This window comes from Bradyrhizobium sp. 76 (genome assembly GCF_023073025.1).
In the GTDB taxonomy this organism is placed as follows: domain Bacteria; phylum Pseudomonadota; class Alphaproteobacteria; order Rhizobiales; family Xanthobacteraceae; genus Bradyrhizobium.
On the sequence record NZ_JADPIS010000059.1, the window covers coordinates 109,859 to 128,286 of the forward strand.

The 18,428-nt window shown below is 64.1% G+C and carries 18 protein-coding genes; 10 read left to right on the forward strand and 8 right to left on the reverse strand.

What is annotated here, in order from left to right; all coding sequences use genetic code 11:
- Window positions 1-32 precede the first annotated feature (32 nt).
- On the reverse strand, window positions 33-2,018 hold the full coding sequence (locus IVB48_RS12870) for a DEAD/DEAH box helicase (RefSeq protein WP_247400526.1): 1,986 nt from the start codon (window positions 2,016-2,018) through the stop codon (window positions 33-35).
- A 463-nt stretch (window positions 2,019-2,481) separates the two neighbouring features.
- Between IVB48_RS12870 and IVB48_RS12875 the strand changes: the two genes are divergently transcribed.
- Window positions 2,482-2,835: a cupin domain-containing protein gene (locus IVB48_RS12875; RefSeq protein WP_219683835.1), complete on the forward strand. Its 354-nt coding sequence runs from the start codon at window positions 2,482-2,484 to the stop codon at window positions 2,833-2,835.
- Window positions 2,836-2,852: 17 nt separating this feature from the next.
- Here IVB48_RS12875 and IVB48_RS12880 read toward each other — a convergent pair whose 3' ends face one another.
- From IVB48_RS12880 to IVB48_RS12900, 5 genes are all read right to left on the reverse strand, one after another.
- Window positions 2,853-3,365: a hypothetical protein gene (locus IVB48_RS12880; RefSeq protein WP_247400272.1), complete on the reverse strand. Its 513-nt coding sequence runs from the start codon at window positions 3,363-3,365 to the stop codon at window positions 2,853-2,855.
- Between the two features lie 114 nt (window positions 3,366-3,479).
- Window positions 3,480-3,908 (reverse strand): VOC family protein, encoded by a 429-nt coding sequence (locus IVB48_RS12885; RefSeq protein ID WP_247400273.1) that lies wholly within the window; start codon window positions 3,906-3,908, stop codon window positions 3,480-3,482.
- A gap of 109 nt (window positions 3,909-4,017) precedes the next feature.
- A complete protein-coding gene (locus IVB48_RS12890; RefSeq protein WP_247362210.1) occupies window positions 4,018-4,278 on the reverse strand; it encodes a DUF5680 domain-containing protein in 261 nt (86 codons plus the stop codon).
- Window positions 4,275-4,499: a hypothetical protein gene (locus IVB48_RS12895; RefSeq protein ID WP_247400274.1), complete on the reverse strand. Its 225-nt coding sequence runs from the start codon at window positions 4,497-4,499 to the stop codon at window positions 4,275-4,277. The genes IVB48_RS12890 and IVB48_RS12895 overlap by 4 nt, the downstream gene beginning before the upstream one ends.
- Window positions 4,500-4,502: 3 nt before the next feature.
- The gene (locus tag IVB48_RS12900; protein WP_247400276.1) at window positions 4,503-5,654 is read right to left on the reverse strand and encodes a zinc-binding dehydrogenase; all 1,152 of its coding nucleotides are present in this window, start codon (window positions 5,652-5,654) and stop codon (window positions 4,503-4,505) included.
- 263 nt (window positions 5,655-5,917) lie between these two features.
- Between IVB48_RS12900 and IVB48_RS12905 the strand changes: the two genes are divergently transcribed.
- From IVB48_RS12905 to IVB48_RS12920, 4 genes are all read left to right on the forward strand, one after another.
- Window positions 5,918-7,162, forward strand: coding sequence for an MFS transporter (locus IVB48_RS12905; RefSeq protein ID WP_256468893.1), 1,245 nt, complete (start codon window positions 5,918-5,920; stop codon window positions 7,160-7,162).
- A gap of 52 nt (window positions 7,163-7,214) precedes the next feature.
- Window positions 7,215-8,381, forward strand: coding sequence for an MFS transporter (locus tag IVB48_RS12910; RefSeq protein ID WP_247400277.1), 1,167 nt, complete (start codon window positions 7,215-7,217; stop codon window positions 8,379-8,381).
- Window positions 8,382-8,449: 68 nt separating this feature from the next.
- Complete coding sequence (locus IVB48_RS12915; RefSeq protein ID WP_007602573.1) at window positions 8,450-9,061, forward strand: PilZ domain-containing protein; 612 nt, start codon at window positions 8,450-8,452, stop codon at window positions 9,059-9,061.
- Window positions 9,062-9,392: 331 nt separating this feature from the next.
- Window positions 9,393-10,019, forward strand: coding sequence for a transglutaminase-like cysteine peptidase (locus tag IVB48_RS12920; protein ID WP_247287143.1), 627 nt, complete (start codon window positions 9,393-9,395; stop codon window positions 10,017-10,019).
- 122 nt (window positions 10,020-10,141) lie between these two features.
- Here IVB48_RS12920 and IVB48_RS12925 read toward each other — a convergent pair whose 3' ends face one another.
- On the reverse strand, window positions 10,142-11,890 hold the full coding sequence (locus IVB48_RS12925; RefSeq protein ID WP_247400279.1) for a CYTH and CHAD domain-containing protein: 1,749 nt from the start codon (window positions 11,888-11,890) through the stop codon (window positions 10,142-10,144).
- A gap of 330 nt (window positions 11,891-12,220) precedes the next feature.
- On the opposite strand from IVB48_RS12925, the gene IVB48_RS12930 reads away from it, so the two are divergent.
- Window positions 12,221-13,033, forward strand: coding sequence for a helix-turn-helix domain-containing protein (locus tag IVB48_RS12930; protein WP_247400281.1), 813 nt, complete (start codon window positions 12,221-12,223; stop codon window positions 13,031-13,033).
- 116 nt (window positions 13,034-13,149) lie between these two features.
- Entirely contained in the window at window positions 13,150-14,127 is a 978-nt protein-coding gene (locus IVB48_RS12935) for a tripartite tricarboxylate transporter substrate binding protein (protein ID WP_247400283.1), read from the forward strand.
- Between the two features lie 42 nt (window positions 14,128-14,169).
- Here the strand turns inward: IVB48_RS12935 and IVB48_RS12940 are convergent, their stop codons facing one another.
- Window positions 14,170-14,877 carry a GntR family transcriptional regulator gene (locus IVB48_RS12940; RefSeq protein ID WP_247400285.1) on the reverse strand — a complete coding sequence of 236 codons (708 nt, stop codon included), beginning with the start codon at window positions 14,875-14,877 and terminating at the stop codon, window positions 14,170-14,172.
- 265 nt (window positions 14,878-15,142) lie between these two features.
- On the opposite strand from IVB48_RS12940, the gene IVB48_RS12945 reads away from it, so the two are divergent.
- From IVB48_RS12945 to IVB48_RS12955, 3 genes are read left to right on the forward strand one after another with little or no spacing between them, the layout of a single operon-like run.
- The gene (locus IVB48_RS12945; protein ID WP_247362227.1) at window positions 15,143-16,129 is read left to right on the forward strand and encodes an ABC transporter ATP-binding protein; all 987 of its coding nucleotides are present in this window, start codon (window positions 15,143-15,145) and stop codon (window positions 16,127-16,129) included.
- Between the two features lie 42 nt (window positions 16,130-16,171).
- The gene (locus IVB48_RS12950; protein WP_247400286.1) at window positions 16,172-17,461 is read left to right on the forward strand and encodes a PotD/PotF family extracellular solute-binding protein; all 1,290 of its coding nucleotides are present in this window, start codon (window positions 16,172-16,174) and stop codon (window positions 17,459-17,461) included.
- A 4-nt stretch (window positions 17,462-17,465) separates the two neighbouring features.
- Window positions 17,466-18,425 (forward strand): ABC transporter permease, encoded by a 960-nt coding sequence (locus IVB48_RS12955; RefSeq protein ID WP_247287152.1) that lies wholly within the window; start codon window positions 17,466-17,468, stop codon window positions 18,423-18,425.
- The last annotated feature ends 3 nt before the right edge of the window (window positions 18,426-18,428 follow it).

Here is an 18,428-nt window from a genome sequence, read left to right on the forward strand (position 1 = left end):
CGCCCCTCCCCGGCGACGCCGGAAGGCGGCCGTCAGGTGCGATGCTTCTTTTTCGTCTTCGGCTTCTTTCCGGCGGCGCCCTTCTCAGACCACGACGTGACCGAGGGCTCGGCGTGGCCCGGCTTGTTCTTGTGCTTTTTCTTCTTTGCGAAGGAAGGAGCATCGTCGAATTTCGGTGTGCGCTCGCCGTACGGCTTTTCGTGCGGCTTGCCATGTGGCTTGCCTTGAGGTTTGCCTTGCGGCTTGAACCCGCTCGGCTCGCGCGCGCGGTCGCGATGATCGCTGTCGCCGCTGTCGCGCCGCGGCGCGTGGGACCGCTCTTCCGAAGCCGTTTGCCGCTGCGGCGCATCCGCCATCGGCTCGAGGCGGATATTGTCTTCCTTGTCCGGACGCTTGATCTTCACGGCGAAGGATTCCGCGACCCGCTCGGAAATTTCGAACTCGGTCGTGGTGTCCATGATCTTGATTGCGCCGATATCGTTCTTGTCGATGCCGCCACGACGGCAGATCATCGGCAACAGCCAGCGCGCTTCCGCATTCTTTTTTCGTCCGATGTTGGCCCGGAACCAGACGCTGCCATCCGCCATGCCATGCTTCGACGACGATTTTCCCGCTTTGGGTCGAGCCCTTTCGGGCCGATCGTCGCCACGCGAAGCGCGGACATCGTCGCGCGGTGCGCGCGTATCATTGCGGCCGCGATCCTCGCGCGGCCGGCTGCTCCGCTCGCCGGGATCCATAATGTCTTCGGGCGACGGCAGCCGCGCGCGATAGAGCCGTGCGAGTGAAGCGGCAATATCCTCAGCGGACCGCTCGGCCAATAGGGCCTGCGCCAGCGCCAGATCGTCGGCGGTGGTCTCTTCCGTGAACAGCACGTCCTTCATGCGCTCGTGATCGAGTTTGCGGATCTCATCCGGCTGCGGCGCCGTCCCCCAGACCGCGTCGATGCCCGAGACGTTGAGCAGCATTTCCGCACGCCGCCGCCGCACGGGCGGCACCAGCAGGATACTCGTCCCCTTGCGGCCCGCGCGGCCGGTGCGGCCGGAGCGATGCTGCATGACCTCGGCATCGTTGGGCAGGTCCGCATGAATGACGAGATCGAGGCTGGGCAGGTCGATGCCGCGGGCGGCGACGTCGGTCGCCACGCAGACGCGCGAACGTCCGTCCCGCAGCGACTGCAGCGCCGTGGTCCGCTCGTTCTGCGTCAATTCACCGGACAGAGCGACCACGGAGAAGCCGCGCTCCAGCAGCGCCGCCTGCAAATGCCGGACACCATCGCGCGTGCTGCAGAACACCAGCGCGCTCGGCGCCTCGTAGAAGCGCAACACGTTGACGACCGCGTGCTCGGCATCGCCGGGCGCGATCCGGATCGCGCGGTACTCGATATCGGCGTGACCGCCTTCGTCGCCAGCGACCTCGATCCGGAACGCCCGCTGCTGATACTGCTTGGCCAGCGCGACGATGCCGCGCGGGAATGTCGCCGAGAACATCAGGGTGCGGCGCGTGTCCGGCGTGGTCTTGAGGATGAACTCCATGTCCTCGCGAAAGCCGAGATTGAGCATCTCGTCGGCCTCGTCGAGCACGACCACCTTCAATTCCGAGATGTCGAGACGGCCGCGGCGCAAATGATCGCACAGCCGGCCGGGCGTGCCGACGACGATATGAGCGCCGGCCACAAGCTCGCGCTGTTCGCGCCTGGGATCCATGCCGCCGACGCAGGAGACGACGCGCCCACTCGCATGCTCGTACAGCCACGCCAGCTCGCGATGGACCTGCAGGGCAAGCTCGCGGGTCGGCGCCACGATCAGGGCGAGCGGTGCACCCGCCCGCTCGAACCGCTCGGCGTCGCCCAACAGGTCCTTGGCCATCGCCAGCCCATAGGCCAGGGTCTTGCCGGAGCCGGTCTGGGCCGAAACCAAGAGGTCGCGGTCTGCGGCCTCGTCCGTGAGCACGGCGAGCTGAACGGGGGTCGGACGGTCGTAGTTGCGCTCGGCCAAAGCTCGGGCGAGCGGCGCACTCATGGTCGGAAAAGACACGGGATAAACCTTGGTTGGTCCAGGCGCGGAACGTCGAGCCGCGCGACCTGAAGCTGCGTAGGCGGCAAATGGTCCAGCCGCACGCGTGGTGATTTGATTTGGACGCTCTTTACGCCAAGTGCGGGCAAATCACCATGCCTATGACGCATGGCTTTGGTGATGCCGAGAATAAGCTTACTGGCCAGCTCGACCCACTACATCCAGCGTTTCCGGGCCGTTTTGCTGCATATAGCGGGACTTTGCGCCGAAGCAGAGGGTTTCGCGGCCACCCGGCTCAATTTCACACCATTGGGCGTGCCGAGATGTGCACATGACCTCTCTCGGTCGAACGGCTTGTGTGGCGACTGCACGCCTTGCGACGAGACCACAGCCGTCGAGACGCAAGTCTTGTCGCCCCAGCGCGTCGCCCCCAAATCGTGCCTAACGAGGAAGCAAAGAAGGGTGACACATGGCCGACGGCATATCGCTTGCCGACAAACTCGCGACTTTTGGGGATTTCTGGTCTCCGCGCACGATCACGACCTTCAACGACTGCGACGTGATGGTGGTGAAGGTGAAGGGAGAGTTCACCTGGCACAAGCACGACGACACCGACGATTTCTTTCTCGTCCTGAAAGGCAGCCTGGACATCGAATTGCGGGATCGCACGGTGACGCTCGGTCCGGGCGAACTCTATGTCGTGCCCAAAGGTGTTGAGCATCGCCCGGTCGCGCGCGAGGAAGTTCATCTCCTGCTGATCGAGCCAACCGGCACGCCGAACACGGGCGACAAGGCCACCGCCGCGGCCCGCAAGCTCGCATAGAGAGCGACGCGCGGGCCCTAATCCCTGGTGGTCACCAGCCTGCCGAATCCGCCGGCCAGCCTGGCTCTGGCCCGCGCAACAGTGTCCCTCGCCGCGCGGCCCAAGGCGCGGACCGCGCGCCAGGCTTCGGTCGCCTGCAGCCATGCCCTTACCTCGGTGACCTTCCCATAGGCCCAGGCGAAGGCTGGAATCCTCATCAGCTTGTCACGGGTGAGATGGAACAGGCGCTCGACCAGCACCAGCTTGAGCAGCTCGCCGATGATGAACGTCACCGCCCCACTCACGACCTGGCCGGTCGCCGCGAGATAGGCCGCCACGGGCTTGACCGGCTCCAGGATAATGACGGGCACGGAAAACAGGGCGAGCGAGCAGTAAGGCGACAGCGATCTGATCCAGCCGCGCAATCGCTTCAACTGGAGGTGCCGCCCGATCCAGCGCGAGATTGGCCTCGCCACAGCCATGAAGACCGCATCCACCAGGAAGTAGATGGCGGCCAGGATGTAAGTGACGGGTTTCAGGATTCGCTTCACGATGAACTCTCCCGTGAACTGAAAGCCGAAACCCGGGCCTAAGTTTCACCCCGGCGTGAATAACTCGGGGATTTTCGATGGAACTTTTCGTGCACGGCCGCCCGCTCCCGGGGTTCAGATCTCCGCATAGACCTCCAAAAGATTGCCGTCGGGATCACGGAAGAACAGCGTCCGATGCCCGAACGACTGGTTCGTCGGCGGCGACAGCAGCGCCACGCCGTGGCGTGCAAGTTCGTCGGCACACGCATCGACTCCGGCCGCGCAGACCTTAAAAGCCAGTTGCAGCGAGGCACTGCCCGCCGGCGTCGGTGTGTCAGTCGCGGTCCGGCCCGGTGTAGCGAGAGCCAGCGTGTTGGGGCCCAACCCGTACTCGATCCAGTTCGCCGACAGCTCCCGCAGCAGCGGAAACGCGAGGACGTCTTCATAGAAGCGGCGCATCGCCGCCATGTCGCGCACGAAGACGACGGTGTAGTCGATCGCACGGATGGCGCGGAAGGGCGAGCGGGTGCGTTGGATCGGTTCGGTTGTCATCTCGTCCTTCATTCCAAACGCCGGCTCGTAGCCCGGATAGAGCGTAGCAGAATAGGAGGAGCCACAGGCGAGAATCCCGGATTACGCTGCGCTCCATCCGGGCTACAGGGCTCGCGAGACTTTATCGCAACAAACCGCCACTGTAACGGACCGCATAGAGCGGCACGCCATCCTGCCGCGCGATCGTCTCGACACCGTGGAAACGATCGAGCGCGCCCTCGACCTCGTTCCGATAAATCATGCCTGCCTGCTCGAACAGATGCGGGCCCCGAAACGGATACTCGACGCTGACGTCCAGCAACGCCTGGCGCAGGAATTTGTAGACCGCGAGGAAGGTGTCTCGATCCGTGATCTCCGCGCGGACGCCACCGCTGTAGCTCATCGACCAAATGACGCGCTCATCCCGAGACACGCTCTCCTGCCGACAAAGAACCCTATTCCGAAATAGATATCGCGATAGGCATAGGGTGCCGCGCGATGCTCGAGCTGCTTTGAGCCTCTGAGCGGCGGAGCGGCCACGGTGGCGTCGTCGTCGAGGCCCGCATAGGTCCGCCGCTTGGCTTCGACCAGAAACGCCGCGAGCTCGTGCGGAATCGATACCATCGCCTACTCCACCAGTTCCGGCCACGGCACGATCGTCGATTTCACCGTCTTCATCGCCATCGCGTCCCTCACCGCCTGCGCGACGCCGTCTTCCGTGAACGGATAGATCGTCTGCATCTTCAGCCAGGGATATTTGTCACGGGTGCGGTAGAGCATGTCGACGCCGAGCGGCAGATCGTTGCCGGTAAAACCCCAGGAGCCCAACACATTGAGATCCTTGGTGCAGATGCGGTGCCACGAGGTCTCGATCGAGCCGGCGTCGGTGAACTGGCCCATCTCGACATAGGTGCCGCCGTCGCGCAGCATCTCGATGCCTTCGGGGCCGGCTGAGGGGTGGCCCGAGCAATCCATCACCACATCGGCGCCGAAACCGCCGACGATCTCACGCACGCGCGCGATGCGTGCCTCGGGCGATTTGATCTCCTCGATGTTCACCGTCGCCTCCGCGCCGAACTCGCGCGCGAGCTTGAGCCGCGGCTCCTCCGGCGCACCGACGCAGATGACACGCCCTGCTCCCATCTCCTGCGCGGCGGCGACCGCGAGAATGCCGATCGGGCCCGAGCCCTGGATCACCACCGTGTCGCCCCAGCAAAAACCGCCGGCGCGGCTCGCGCGATTGAAGGCACGGATGCAGGAGGTCAGCGGCTCCGACAGCGCACCCAGACGCAGCGACATGTCGTCCGGCAATTTGTAGATCTTCGTGCCTGGCAGCATGTCGAGATCGACATAGACATATTCGGCCCAGCCGCCCCACATGTGAGGCGCCTTGTCGAAGCCGAGATAGCGGCCGTAATAGACCGGCGTCAGGCACTTGTTGGCGGTCAGGGGATAATGGATGCAGTAATAACAGCGGCCGCAGGGCATCAGCGGCGGGATCATCACTTTTGATCCGACCTTGAGCGGCTTGCCCATGAAGTCCTCGGTGAATTCGTCGCCGCATTCGACGATGATTCCGCCGAGCTCATGGCCGAGCGTGAAGGGCCATGGCAGCGGCCTCGGCCAATGTCCCTTCAGAATGTGCAGGTCGGTGCCGCAGACGCCGCACGCGCCGACCTTGATCAGGGCGGCCTTTTTGCCGACCTTCGGCCACGGCACGCTGCGGATGACGGGCTCGCTGCCCGGCCCTGCGTGGGTGCAGACGCGGATCTGGTCCATGGCTGTTTCCTCGCTGCCCATTTTTATGATGGCTGATTGGTGTGGGCTGACGAGCAGCGTATGTGAGGTGAGCGGCCGTGCCAAGCCGTGGGGGCGTAGCCCGTATGGAGCGTAGCGGAATACGGGGAGCCACAGGCGAGAATCCCGGATTACGCTTCGCTCCATCCAGCTACGGGACCGCTGTTCTCACACACCCAAGTGTCTTGAGCGCTCGACGGCGAACGTGTAGGCACGGCGCGAAAGTCCCACCCAGGTGCTCCCCCTTGAACCCCCTCCCCCAGAATCCCGTCGCGTCCGGATCGTTCGCGGCGATGAAGTCGGTGCCGTACCGGCTCCAGTTCATGGCTTACGTGCTGGCGATGATGGCCGACAATATCGAGCACGTGATCAGCTATTGGGTGGTGTTCCAGAAATTCCATTCGCCGGCGCTGGCAGGCTTTGCGGTGCTGTCGCACTGGCTGCCGTTCCTGCTGTTCTCGGTCGCGGTTGGAGGGCTGGCCGACCGGGTCGATCCGCGCCGCATCATTCAATGCGGCATGCTGCTGTTCATTGTTGCCTCGGCTGGATGGGGTTTCTTCTTCATCACCGACGCCATCGAGATGTGGCACGCCATGCTGCTGCTGGTGATCCATGGCTGCGCCGGCGTGTTGTGGCAGACGCCCAACCAGCTGCTGCTCTATGATCTCGTCGGTCCGGCCGATCTTCCGAGCGCAGTGCGGCTGAATGCGATGGCGCGCTATCTCGGCATTCTGGTCGGACCCGCCGTCGGCGGAATCATCATGCTCACGCTCGGCACCTCGCACGGCATCATCTTCAACACGCTATTCTATCTGCCGATGCTGCTGTGGCTGTTCTGGGCGCCGGTGCGGGACAAGAGTGTCGCGGTGCGGCGCTTCGCCGTGCGCGGCTTCGCCGACATCATACTGACCATCCGCGCCATCGGCACCCAGCCGGTGCTGACGGCGATGACTTGGCTTGCCGGCCTCACCTCGTTCATGATCGGCAACGCCTATCACGCCCAGATGCCGGGCTTTGCCGGCGATCTCGGCCATGGCGATCCCGGAATCTCCTACGGCGTGCTGCTCGCGGCTGATGCGGCCGGCGCGCTGCTCGCCGGCGTTGCGCTGGAATCCTGGGGACGGCTCAAGGGCACGCCGCGCACCGCGATCATGCTCGCGATGCTGTGGAGCGTGGCGCTGCTCGGCTTCGCCTCGGTGCGGATCTATCCGGTCGCGATCGTGCTGCTGTTCTTTGCAGGCTTCTTCGAGCTGTCGTTCAACACCATGGCGCAGGCGCTGGTGCAGTTGAACGCGCCGTCCGACATTCGCGGCCGCGTCGTCGGCCTCTACAACATGGCCGGGCTCGGGATGCGAGCCTTCAGCGGCATCACGGTCGGACTGTTCGGCGCGGCGATCGGCATTCACTGGTCGCTCGGGCTCTCGGCCGCGGTGCTGCTGGCGCTGCTATGTCTCCTCTATGGGCGCGCGACGAGGAAGACGGCCGGTTGACTCCGGCGTCTCCCCACCGCACGCTCGATGTAGGGTTTGGGGAGATGAAGCGTTGCGCAATCGCTGGGGCATACTTGCGATCCTGTTCGTCGTTCGCCTCACCATCGCGTTCCAGTTCCAGAGCGTGGCCGCGGTCGCGCCGCTGCTGCAGCAGAGCTTCGGCGTCGGACTCGCCGATATTGGCATCCTGATCGGACTCTATTTCACACCGGGCATCGTGCTGGCGCTGCCGGGCGGCGCGATCGGCCGCACCCTTGGTGACAAGCCCACCACGATCGTAGCGCTGCTGCTGATGACGGCGGGCAGTCTCGTCATGGCCACCACCGACGTCTGGGGCTGGCAGATGGCGGGCCGGCTCGCCTCGGGCGCCGGCGGCGTGCTGCTGACCGTGCAGCTCACCAAGATGGGCACCGACTGGTTTGCGGGGAAGGAGATCGCCACCGCGATGGCGATCTTCGTCAACTCCTGGCCGGCCGGCGTTGCAATCTCGCTGCTGGTGCTGCCGGCGATCGGCACGGCTTACGGCGCGGGCGCCGTGTTTCTCGTGGCCGGCGCGCTGACCGCGATCGGCATTGTGCTGATCATTTTCTACCAATCGCCGCCGGGAGCAACCGCCAGCGCGGCCGGCTCAGGGCGGCTTGATCCGCTCGCGCTTCTAGCGGTGATCGTCGCGGGCGCGATCTGGGGCCTCTATAATGTCGGCTTCGCCATGATCTTCTCGTTCGGCCCCTCGCTGCTCGCCGAGCGCGGCTGGAGCATTGCCGCGGCGGGATCGGCGATCAGCCTCGTGATGTGGCTGTCGGTGATCTCAGTGCCGGCAGGCGGCTATCTCGCTGATCGCTTCAAGCGGCCGTTCGTGCTGGCGATCGCGGCCAGCCTGGTGGTGGCCGCCCTGCTGGCCTGGCTGACCCGATCCGACGCCGTGATCACGATCCTCGTCCTGATCGGCCTGTTCGGGGGCCTTCCGGCCGGCCCGATCATGAGCCTCACCGCCCGCGTGCTTGCCCTTGAAACCAGGGCGATCGGGATGGGCGTGTTCTACACTCTCTTCTATGCCGCGATGATGCTGGGGCCGGCGGTGGCGGGCCGGCTCGCCAAATCGGCCGGCACTGCCGCGGTCGCGCTCGACCTCGGCGCGCTGACCGTGCTGGCCTGTCCGCCCCTGATGTGGCTTTTCGAACGCATTGTGTCTGTTCGTCATCGCCGCGCCCGATCCTAACGCGGCATTAACCCTGTGCACCTTAGGGTCGTCCTGGACTCCGCCAGGCGGGGGGTCGGGTTGTGAAAATGGCGTTGGCGCACAAAAAATTTCTTCCGGCCGCCGAGGAACGTCGGCGTTTCCAGCGGGTGAAGGTTCACCTGCTCGGCCGCTACATGCTGCCGGACCGCCGTGAATTCCCTTGCCAGGTGATCAACATGTCGCCGGGCGGGCTGGCACTGCTGGCCCCCGGCATCGGCAATGTCGGCGACCGCGTGGTCGCCTATCTCGACCATATCGGCCGCGTCGAGGGCAAGATCACCCGCATCATCGACAATGGCTTCGCCATGACGGTCGGTGCGACACCGCGAAAGCGCGACAAGCTCGCGGCACAGCTGACCTGGCTTGCCAACCGCGACATCCTCAATTTGCCGGAAGACCGCCGCCACGATCGTATCGTACCGCGCAACCCGATCGCGGTGCTGACGCTCGAGGACGGCACCAAGATGACCTGCCGCATCATCGACCTTTCGCTGTCGGGCGCCGCCATCGCCGCCGAGAACCGGCCGCCCCTGAAATCGACGGTTCTGCTCGGCCGGGTGCAGGGCCGCGTGGTCCGAAACCTCGAAGACGGCTTCGCGCTCGAGTTCATGCATTCGCAGCCAATTGAAACTCTCGAAGAGAGCGTTACCGCGCGGTAAAGCGCGAAGGCACCAAAACCCCTGCATTTCCAGTACTGAAGGCGGCCTCCGCGATGCGGACGCCGCCTTTTTCATGGGTCGTGACGGGCCTCGCGCGGGTTAACGCGGAGGCTGCGGGTGCGCGCAAACAACGGTTCCGCCAGCGTTTCCGCGTTAATCGATAAAATTTGAATCAATTGAAGTCATATCGAATTTTATTCAAGTTTGACTCAAGTATAGATCGAATTCGCCGCGTGTTTTACTTGTATTCGTCTCGACTTGACTTGACTGGCTTAGCGGCAACTCAAAAGCTGCCTGCGCAATGTGGTCCCAACAAGAAACGGGGGCCGCAATGTTTGATTTCAGGGGACAGGGGAAGGGAATGGCGCTGGCCGCCATGCTCTTCGGAATGAGCGCGGCAGCGCAGGCCGGCGAAGGCCGTCTGCTCTACGCAAGCCTCGGCGACACCACGCGTGCGCCGATCGGCTGGGTCGAGTTCTGTGCGGATAATGCCGCCCAGTGCCAGGGCGCACCGACGCAACCGCGCGACATCGTGATGTCGCAGGCTGCATGGCGCGACCTCGTCAAGGTCAATCGCTGGGTCAACGAGACCGTCAAGCCTTTGACCGACCAGGAGCACTGGGGCGTGATCGAAAAATGGTCGCTGCCGTCGGACGGTTACGGCGACTGTGAAGACTACGTGCTGTTGAAGCGCAAGATGCTGATCGATGCCGGATGGCCCCGCGAGGCCCTGCTCATCACCGTCGTGCGCGACAAGAAGGGCGAAGGACACGCGGTGCTGACGGTGAAAACCGACAAGGGCGAGTTCGTTCTCGACAATCAGAACGAGAACGTCGTTGCCTGGACGGAGACCGGCTACCGCTTCGTCAAGCGCCAGTCGCAGAGCGATCCAAACGTCTGGGTCTCGCTCGGCGACACCAAGCCGGCGGTCTCCACCGCCAGCGCGAGAGATCAGTAGAGACAAGCGAAAGAGATACGCGACCCGGTCACATCCCCACCCCTCCCCGTCCCAGACCGGTTCGCGCGCGGCCAGCCATCCCCCAATGGCTGGCCGCAACTTTTTTGGGGGATGTGCTTCGCTTAGTCCTGCGGCGTCTGCCGCGACCAGGGCACGCGCGCGGCGGTGAAATCGCGCCATGTGCTTTGCAGGGCGGGCTGCACCCCGACCGACGCGCGCGCCTGCCAGCCGGCGATCGCCGCCGCGGCGATGGCGCAGTCGGGCTCGGCATCAAGCCCGTCGAGCAATGATGCCGTGACCGCCATATCGTTGAAGGCGCCAAGCTGCTCCTGCAGGCCGGCCAGCCTGCGCGAGAATTTTCGCGCGGATTTGCGATCTGCGAACAGCGGCAGCAGAAACTCGCTGAGATAGCGCAGCCGCTTGGTCGCGAGCCGCAGGCGGTGCAGACCTTCGGCGGAAAGCGACTTGAAGCGGCGGCCGCGCCTGAGCACCTTCGCATATTGCTCCGACAGAATGCGCTGCGCGAAGGTGACGGCGGGCTCGGCAAGCTGGCCGAGATCCTGCGCGGCGACGTCGTTGCGCCAGCCCCTCGTCTCGATCCAGCCGCCGAGGCCGAGCAGGAACACGGCGCAGCCGCGATCTTCGAGCGCATCATGCGCCTTGCGATAGGCGTCCGACTGACGCCCGGCCGCAGCCCGGCCCAGCGCATCGAAGCCCGCTACCGACGGACAGGCTGTTGCGATCGTCGGCAAGGTGTCGAGCCGGAACACATCCCAGTCGCGCGCGGCGGAGAGGTCTTGCGCCAGCCATCTGGCTTCCGACCGCAGCGCATCGAGATTGCTGAGCGCGCCGACCGACCGCATCAGACCCAGCGCAGATCGAAGCCGGCGCAGCGAGACGCGCAGCTGATGGACGCCTTCCGGATTACGGCCGTCCTCGGCCGCCGGCAGCGACTGAAGCAAATGGAGGAAGCAGGAGCGCAGGATTGTCGCGAACGCCTCGTCCAATGTCACCGACGGATCGAGACGAAGTTTTCGCGGACGCCGCGCCGAGGGCGGCTTGTCGGCGGCAAGATCGAAGCCGCGCGCCGATTTGGTGCGGATCGACGGCATTACGTCGCCGTGCTCCGCGAGCCGCAGCGCGATCTCGTAGATCGCGCTCGCGCTGCCGCTCTTGAGCTCCAGCTCGATCTCGCTCACGGGCAGTGAACGATTGCCGGCCGTCAACTCGCCCCGGTCGAAGGCGATCTCGACCGTGCCCGACGGCAGGTCGATCATCCGCGCATGACGACGGACATCGGCGGTGACGACCGCTTCGAGCGGCTGCGCTTCCACTTGGCCACGAAGCTTCTCCGGAATGAAGGGCATCGCGAGAGCCAGATCGGGCGCAAGCGATGGTACCCCCGCCTCCCACTCGCCGCGGCGGAGCGGATCGTCCGCCGCATCGGTCTTCACGGTTTGGACGAAGCGCGCGCCGCTCTGACGAACGCGCAAGCTCAAGCCGTTGCGCCGCAACGTCCGCTCCGGCGTGTCGTAATAGACGGACTTGAGATGTTTGCGCGTGCCCTTGTTGCGCGCGTTCGCCGCGATGACGGGCGCAGCGTTGAAATACGCCATGCGATCGGCATCGACCAGAAGCTTGAGCTCGATCTCACCGGCATGCGCGGCAGCGCTCGACCGGAGTGGTTCCGCTGCCGGTTCCGCATCTTGCGATGGCGTCTGATCGATCACGGGCTCCGCGACGAGCTCGGCGGGTTCACGCTGCCTGAAGAAGCCGGCGACGACTTGCGTTCTCTTGTTGTCCTTCGCAACAGGATTCCCATCCCGCGCGCTCGGGTACTTGCGAACCGGCGTTGCGTCTGACTTGAGCATTTACAGGTACATGACAGTTCGATGACAGAGCGTCATCCTATAGCCGGTGCGCCTCGCGAGGACTAGTCACGTGACGTCGCAGCGCCCGACCATCCACACGCGTTGCGAGCGCACAATCCAGCTCGACCACAGGAACTAAATTGCCGCCGGGCGCAGCAAGCGATCGAATTGACTGCGAATTCCGCTCTACTCGAAACCGAAATGAACGCGTCAGCGGACTTGACTCATCATGGCCTTCCCGCAATCGGTGACGATGGCATCGAGCGCGCTGCCCTGTCCCCCGGCGGTTGCTTCATCGGCTAGCGGCACAGGCAATCACAAGGAGCTGCCATGACGTCGTTCCGTCCTGTCATCGCGTTGTCCAGGGGCCTCGAAGTCCTGCGGGTGATCAATCAGGAACGGCAGTCGACCGTCGGCTCGCTGCACAAGGCGACGGGGCTCAACAAGGCAACAATCGTCCGCATGCTCGAGACGCTGGAGCACGAAGGCTATGTGGTGCGCCGTACCGAGCCCACCAGCTACGCGCCGACGGGACGCGCGCTGCTGCTCAGCGCAGGCTATGACGAGCCGACCTGGATTGGCGGCATCGCCGAACCCATCCTCAACAAATTCCGCAAGCAGATCCACTGGCCGTCAGACATCGCGGTGCTCGATCAGGAGTCCATGGTCATCGCCCACACGACGCGCGTGGATGGCTCGCTGCTGTTCAGCCGCCCGCCGGGTTTTCGCTTTCCCGTCCTCGGCACCTCGATGGGACGCGCCTATCTCGCCTTCTGCGAGCCCGCCGAGCAGGAGCGCATTGCCGCGCGGCTTGCCCTCGGTCCCGAGCCCTGGAACGATCTGGCGCGCAATCCCGACAAGCTCACGAAGGCGCTGCGCACGATCCGCAAAGCCGGTTTCGCGGTGATGGACGACAGTTACAGCCGCAGTATCTTCGGCGGCGCGGTCTGGGCGCTTGGCGTTCCCGTCGCGCTTCAGAACCGGCTGTTCGGCAGCATGAACGTGATGATGCTCCGCGAAGCGGTCAGTCCGGAGGAAGGCATACGCCGCTTCGTACCTTCGATGAAGAAAGTCGCTTCCGCACTTGCGGAGGCGCTCGGGGCCAAGCTTGCCGCGCCGGGTTCTCATGCAGGTCGGCGATGATCATTTCACACAGTGAAACGATATTTTGATTTCTTGACCCTCCTCTTTGCCCGTGTGACACCTCGTTGCGGTGGCTGCCGGCTGCCCAATGACACAGGGAAAAGGGGGAGGCCGAAGTGCGGACATCCGCGAGAATTTGGGCTGCCGCGATTGCATGCCTGACGATAGCCGCTTCTGAAACGGCTTGGGCCGAAGCGTGGCCGACCCGGGCAATCAAGATCGTCGTCTCCACGCCGGCAGGCGGCATCACCGATGCCTTCGCCCGCGCGTATGGCGACTATATCTCGCAGAAGCTTGGCCAGCCGGTCATTGTCGAAAACAAGACCGGAGCCAGCGGCGCGCTGGCGGCACAGTCGGTGAAGGATTCCCCGGCCGACGGCTACACGCTGATGTACACGATCTCGTCCACCCTGCTCGGTAACCGGCTGCTGCTGAAATCGCTGGCCTATGATCCGGACAAGGATTTCACGATCGTCGCGGTGACGCCTTCGGGGCATCTACCGCTGGTGGTCCATTCCGCCACCAATGCAAAGACGATCGAAGAGTTCGTCGCGTACGCACGTGGCAACAAGGTCACGGCCGGCTCGTACGGGATCGGCTCGTTCGCGCATATTGCGATCGCCGAGCTCAACCGCCAATTCGGTCTCGACATTTCCATCGTGCATTACCGCGGCGAAGCGCCGATGTGGCAGGATTTGGCCGCCGGGGTGATCCAGGCGGCGGTCGGCAGCTATCAGGCTGCGCTTCCGGTGCTCGATACCGGCATCGGCCGCCCGATTGCTGTGCCGACACCGGTGCGCATGAAGAAGCTGCCCGAGACCAAGACATTTGCCGAGCAAGGGGTCACCGGCAATGTCTTCCAGCTCATCAGCTTTACCGCGCTGGTGGCGCCCGCTGCGATGCCGGCAGACCGGATCGACATGCTCGCCAAGTTGATGGCCGAAGGCGGCAAGACCGAGCGCGTGCAGAAGCTGCTCGATGCCTTCGGCGTCGATTCGCCGGCCATGGATCGCGCATCCTCGATTGCGCTCTACGAAAAGGAAGGACCGGTCTGGCTCGAGTCGATCAAGACTCTCGGATTGGAGCCGCAATAGCCGTCGCCGTGCCCACCCGGGTGCGGACGCGCCTCGTTGAGCTCAGAGCCCGAGCACGTCCGCGAGCCGCAACTCGTCGGCGGCGGGATCCTTCAGGAACAGCTCGGCCTCGATCTCGTTCAGATGCGACAACATCTGCGCGCGCGCGGCCTCCCTGTCGCATTTGCGGATCGCGGCGACGATCCCGGCGTGATGATCGGTGCCGCAGGCCGGCGTGTCGTGCCGGCGGTAGAGCAGGATGATCAGCGAGGAGCGCGCAATCAGCTCCTTGAGAAAACCGAGATAGATGCTGTGGCCACTCATCTCGGCGACGAGTCGATGGAAGTCACCGGAGAGGCGGACCGAAGCACGAGCATCGCCACGCAGCTCCGCCTCGCGTTCTTCGGCAAGATGCCGCTGGAGACGCCCGATCCAGGCCGGCGACACCGCGTCAACGGCGTGATCGACGATCGTCGGCTCGATCAGGCGGCGCGCCTCGAACACTTCGCGCGCGTCCGCAGGCGTCGGCCGCGCGACGAAGGCGCCGCGGTTCTTCTCGATGTTGACGATGCCGTCATGCGCGAGCTGTTGAAGCGCGGTGCGAACCAACGTTCGGCTTGCGCCGTAGATCTCGCCGATCTCGTCCTCGCCGAGTTTCGTGCCGGGCAGCAGGCGATGCTCGAGGATCGCCGCCGTCACGCCTTCCCGGATGCGGCTGACGCGATCGCTCGCATCTGGCGCGTCGGATTTCGGTCGGGACTTGGCGGCCATGGGGGTGAGGACTCGATCGTCGAAGATGGCGTCGAATCCTAATCGACCAGCTGTATCCAATCACAGGCGAAACTTTATACAATCTGCGCCTGTTTTGTGTGCACGCAACAGCGAAAGCGGCGAGCCGCCCACGCCCGTGGGATTCGATCTAACGATCTGACTCCGCTGCACTGTTTTGGAATTCGGCCGGCCGAGAACGATTCAAGGGCGATTGGCATGGACCTTGCGGAGAGAGGCGCAGCATCGCCCTCGCCCCGGACACGCCATGGCCACTCCTGCCGCCCTCGAACTGGTCGCCGTCACCAAGCGCTACGACACGACGCTGGCGGTCGACACCGTCAATTTGAAGATCCCGGCCGGCACCTATTGCTGCCTGCTCGGCCCCTCCGGCTGCGGCAAAACCTCGACCTTGCGCATGATCGCCGGCCACGAGGCGGTCAGTGAAGGCGACATCATCCTGGGTCCGCAGAACGTCACCGATCTCGAACCCGCCAAGCGCGGCACGGCGATGATGTTCCAGTCCTACGCGCTGTTTCCGCACCTCACCGTGATCGACAACGTGGCGTTTGCCCTGAAAATGCGCGGCATCGACCGGGCGACGCGGCACAAGCGCGCCGGCGAGTTGCTCGAACTGGTCGCGATGACGCCCTACGCGGCCCGCCTCCCCGCACAGCTCTCCGGCGGCCAGCAGCAGCGCGTCGCGCTCGCCCGCGCGCTGATCACCGAGCCGCAGATCCTGTTGCTCGACGAGCCGCTCTCTGCGCTCGATCCGTTCCTGCGGGTCAAGATGCGGGGCGAACTGAAGCGGCTGCAGCGCGAGCTTGGCATCAGCTTCGTTCAGGTCACGCACGGCCAGGAAGAGGCGATGGCGCTCGCCGACCACATCGTGGTGATGAACCAGGGCAGGATCGAACAGCAGGGAAGCGCCCGCGACATCTTCCATCATCCCCGCACCGAATTCGTGGCGCGCTTCATCGGCGGCCACAACGTTCTCAGCGACGCAGGCAAACTCATCGCCGTGCGCGCCGATCAGCTCGGCATCGCGCCGTTCACTGACGGTGCCTTCGGCGCGCCGGCGCTGCTGACCCAGACCGAGTACCAGGGCTCTTACATCGCCGTCTCGCTCACGCTGGAAGACGGGACCGCCCTGTTCTCGCACCTTCCCGAGGCCGCCTTCGACGTCCACCAGTTCCGGCCGGGCGATCGCGTGGTGGCCATTTGGGATCCCGCCAAGGCGCAACGTCTGCAATAGCGCCGATCAATCACCGGAATGCGCAACAGAGGAGTGAGTGATATGACCGAAACGACCAGGAACAAGGGCCTTAGCCGCCGCACGCTACTGAAGAGCACCGCGGGGCTCGCCGGCCTCGCCGCCGGCTCCGGCGCGATCACCGGCTTCCCCTACGTGATGTCCGCCGAGCCGAAGGTGCTGCGCTATCTCGGCACCGCCGTGAACGAGGGCGACGAGATCTCCAAGCAGTGCCTGAAGGACACCGGCATCAAGATCGAATACATCACCGCGACCACCGACGACGTCACCAAGCGCGTGATGACCCAGCCGAATTCCTTCGACGTGCTGGACACCGAATATTTCGCGCTGAAGAAGATCGTGCCCTCGGGCAACATCCTTGCCCTCGACGCCAGGAAGATCAAGGAATTCGACAACATCACGCCCGTCTTCACCAAGGGCCAGACGCCCGGCGGCAAGAAGATCGGCGGCCAGGGTACCGCGCCTTGGAAGGTGCTCTATCTCGAAGGCAAAGACTCCAAGAAGTTCGCGACGTCCGCGACCGAATTCGTCACCCTGATCCCGACCGTCTACAATGCCGACACGCTCGGCATCCGTCCTGATATCATCAAGCGTCCGATCAGCTCGTGGGCCGAGCTGCTCAATCCCGAATTCAAGGGCAAGGCCTCGATCCTCAACATCCCCTCGATCGGCATCATGGATGCCGCGATGGTCGTGGAAGCCACCGGCAAGTACAAATATGCCGACAAGGGCAACATGACCAAGGAAGAGATCGATCTCACCATGAAGGTGATGACCGAGGCCAAGAAGGCCGGTCAGTTCCGCGCCTTCTGGAAAGACTTCAACGAGAGCGTCAACCTGATGGCCTCTGGCGAGACCGTCATCCAGTCGATGTGGTCGCCGGCGGTGACGAAGGTCCGCTCGATGGGGATTGCCTGCACCTTCCAGCCGCTCAAGGAAGGCTATCGCTCCTGGGCCTCGGGCTTCTGCGTTTCCAAGGGCGTCTCGGGTGCGAAGCTCGAATGGGCCTATGAGTTCGTCAACTGGTTCCTGTCCGGCTACGCCGGCGCCTATCTCAACCGCCAGGGCTACTACTCCGCCGTGCTCTCCACCGCGAAGGCTCATATGGAGCCCTACGAGTGGGCCTATTGGATGGAAGGCAAGGCGGCCGAAAAGGACATCAAGGCGCCCGACGGCTCGCTGCTCGAAAAGGCCGGCGCCGTGCGCGACGGCGGCTCCTACGAGGACCGCATGGGTGGCGTCGCATGCTGGAACGCTGTGATGGACGAAAACGACTACATGGTCCGCAAGTGGAACGAGTTCATCGCGGCGTAATCTGATGGACACGTCGGAGGACATTTTGCAACAGGCATCCCCGGACCTGGTCCGGGGATCGGAGACGGCGCGCCGCAGCAAAGCGGTGCGGCTGTCGCCCTCCTTCATCTCCTGGCTTCAGGCCGGGCCGATGATGCTGGTGTTCCTCGCCTTCTTCCTGATCCCGCTCGTCTTCGTCGTCATCGTCTCGTTCTGGGACTACAACGAATATCAGTTGCTGCCGGCTTTCTCGGGCCGCGGCTACACCGACACGTTCGAGGGCTGCATTGCGCAGCTCCCCGATCTCTGCACGATCGCCAAGACTTATCTGAAGACGCTGAAGCTCTGTTTCCTCGTGTGGGTCATCACCCTCTTCATCGGCTTCTGGGTCGCCTACTTCCTCGCCTTCCACGTCAAGTCAAAGACCTGGCAGATGGGACTGTCGCTACTCTGTACGATCCCGTTCTGGACCTCCAACGTGATCCGCATGATCGCCTGGATCCCGCTGCTCGGGCGCAATGGCCTTGTCAACTCAGGCTTGGTGAAGACGGGGCTGATCAACCATCCCGTTGAATGGCTGCTGTTCTCCGAATTTTCCGTGGTGCTGGCGCTGGTTCACCTCTTCACCTTCTTCATGGTGGTGCCGATCTTCAACTCGATGGTGCGCATCGACAAATCGCTGATCGAGGCCGCCTATGACGCCGGCGCGACCGGCTTCCAGACGCTCGTCAACGTCATCATCCCGCTCGCCAAGCCCGGCATCGTGATCGGCTCGATCTTCGTCATCACCATCGTGATGGGCGACTTCATCACCATCGGCGTGATGGGCGGCCAGCAGATCGCGGCCGCCGGCAAGATCATCGAGACGCGGGTGAACGCGCTGCAATTCCCGGCCGCCGCCGCGAACGCCGTGATCCTGCTCGTCATCACGTTCCTGATCATCACCATGATGTCGCGCATCGTCGACATCAAGAAGGAGCTCTAGAGC

Excerpts from the sequence above, each read along its gene's own strand:
- IVB48_RS12925 (WP_247400279.1), bottom strand. The coding sequence starts at position 11,890 with ATGCTCAAGTCAGACGCAACGCCGGTTCGCAAGTACCCGAGCGCGCGG.
- IVB48_RS12940 (WP_247400285.1), bottom strand. The coding sequence starts at position 14,877 with ATGGCCGCCAAGTCCCGACCGAAATCCGACGCGCCAGATGCGAGCGAT.
- IVB48_RS12885 (WP_247400273.1), bottom strand. The coding sequence starts at position 3,908 with ATGAAGGACGAGATGACAACCGAACCGATCCAACGCACCCGCTCGCCC.
- IVB48_RS12870 (WP_247400526.1), bottom strand. The coding sequence starts at position 2,018 with ATGAGTGCGCCGCTCGCCCGAGCTTTGGCCGAGCGCAACTACGACCGT.
- IVB48_RS12890 (WP_247362210.1), bottom strand. The coding sequence starts at position 4,278 with ATGAGCTACAGCGGTGGCGTCCGCGCGGAGATCACGGATCGAGACACC.
- IVB48_RS12930 (WP_247400281.1), top strand. The coding sequence starts at position 12,221 with ATGACGTCGTTCCGTCCTGTCATCGCGTTGTCCAGGGGCCTCGAAGTC.
- IVB48_RS12915 (WP_007602573.1), top strand. The coding sequence starts at position 8,450 with ATGGCGTTGGCGCACAAAAAATTTCTTCCGGCCGCCGAGGAACGTCGG.
- IVB48_RS12950 (WP_247400286.1), top strand. The coding sequence starts at position 16,172 with ATGACCGAAACGACCAGGAACAAGGGCCTTAGCCGCCGCACGCTACTG.
- IVB48_RS12875 (WP_219683835.1), top strand. The coding sequence starts at position 2,482 with ATGGCCGACGGCATATCGCTTGCCGACAAACTCGCGACTTTTGGGGAT.
- IVB48_RS12945 (WP_247362227.1), top strand. The coding sequence starts at position 15,143 with ATGGCCACTCCTGCCGCCCTCGAACTGGTCGCCGTCACCAAGCGCTAC.
- IVB48_RS12920 (WP_247287143.1), top strand. The coding sequence starts at position 9,393 with ATGTTTGATTTCAGGGGACAGGGGAAGGGAATGGCGCTGGCCGCCATG.
- IVB48_RS12955 (WP_247287152.1), top strand. The coding sequence starts at position 17,466 with ATGGACACGTCGGAGGACATTTTGCAACAGGCATCCCCGGACCTGGTC.
- IVB48_RS12900 (WP_247400276.1), bottom strand. The coding sequence starts at position 5,654 with ATGGACCAGATCCGCGTCTGCACCCACGCAGGGCCGGGCAGCGAGCCC.
- IVB48_RS12895 (WP_247400274.1), bottom strand. The coding sequence starts at position 4,499 with ATGGTATCGATTCCGCACGAGCTCGCGGCGTTTCTGGTCGAAGCCAAG.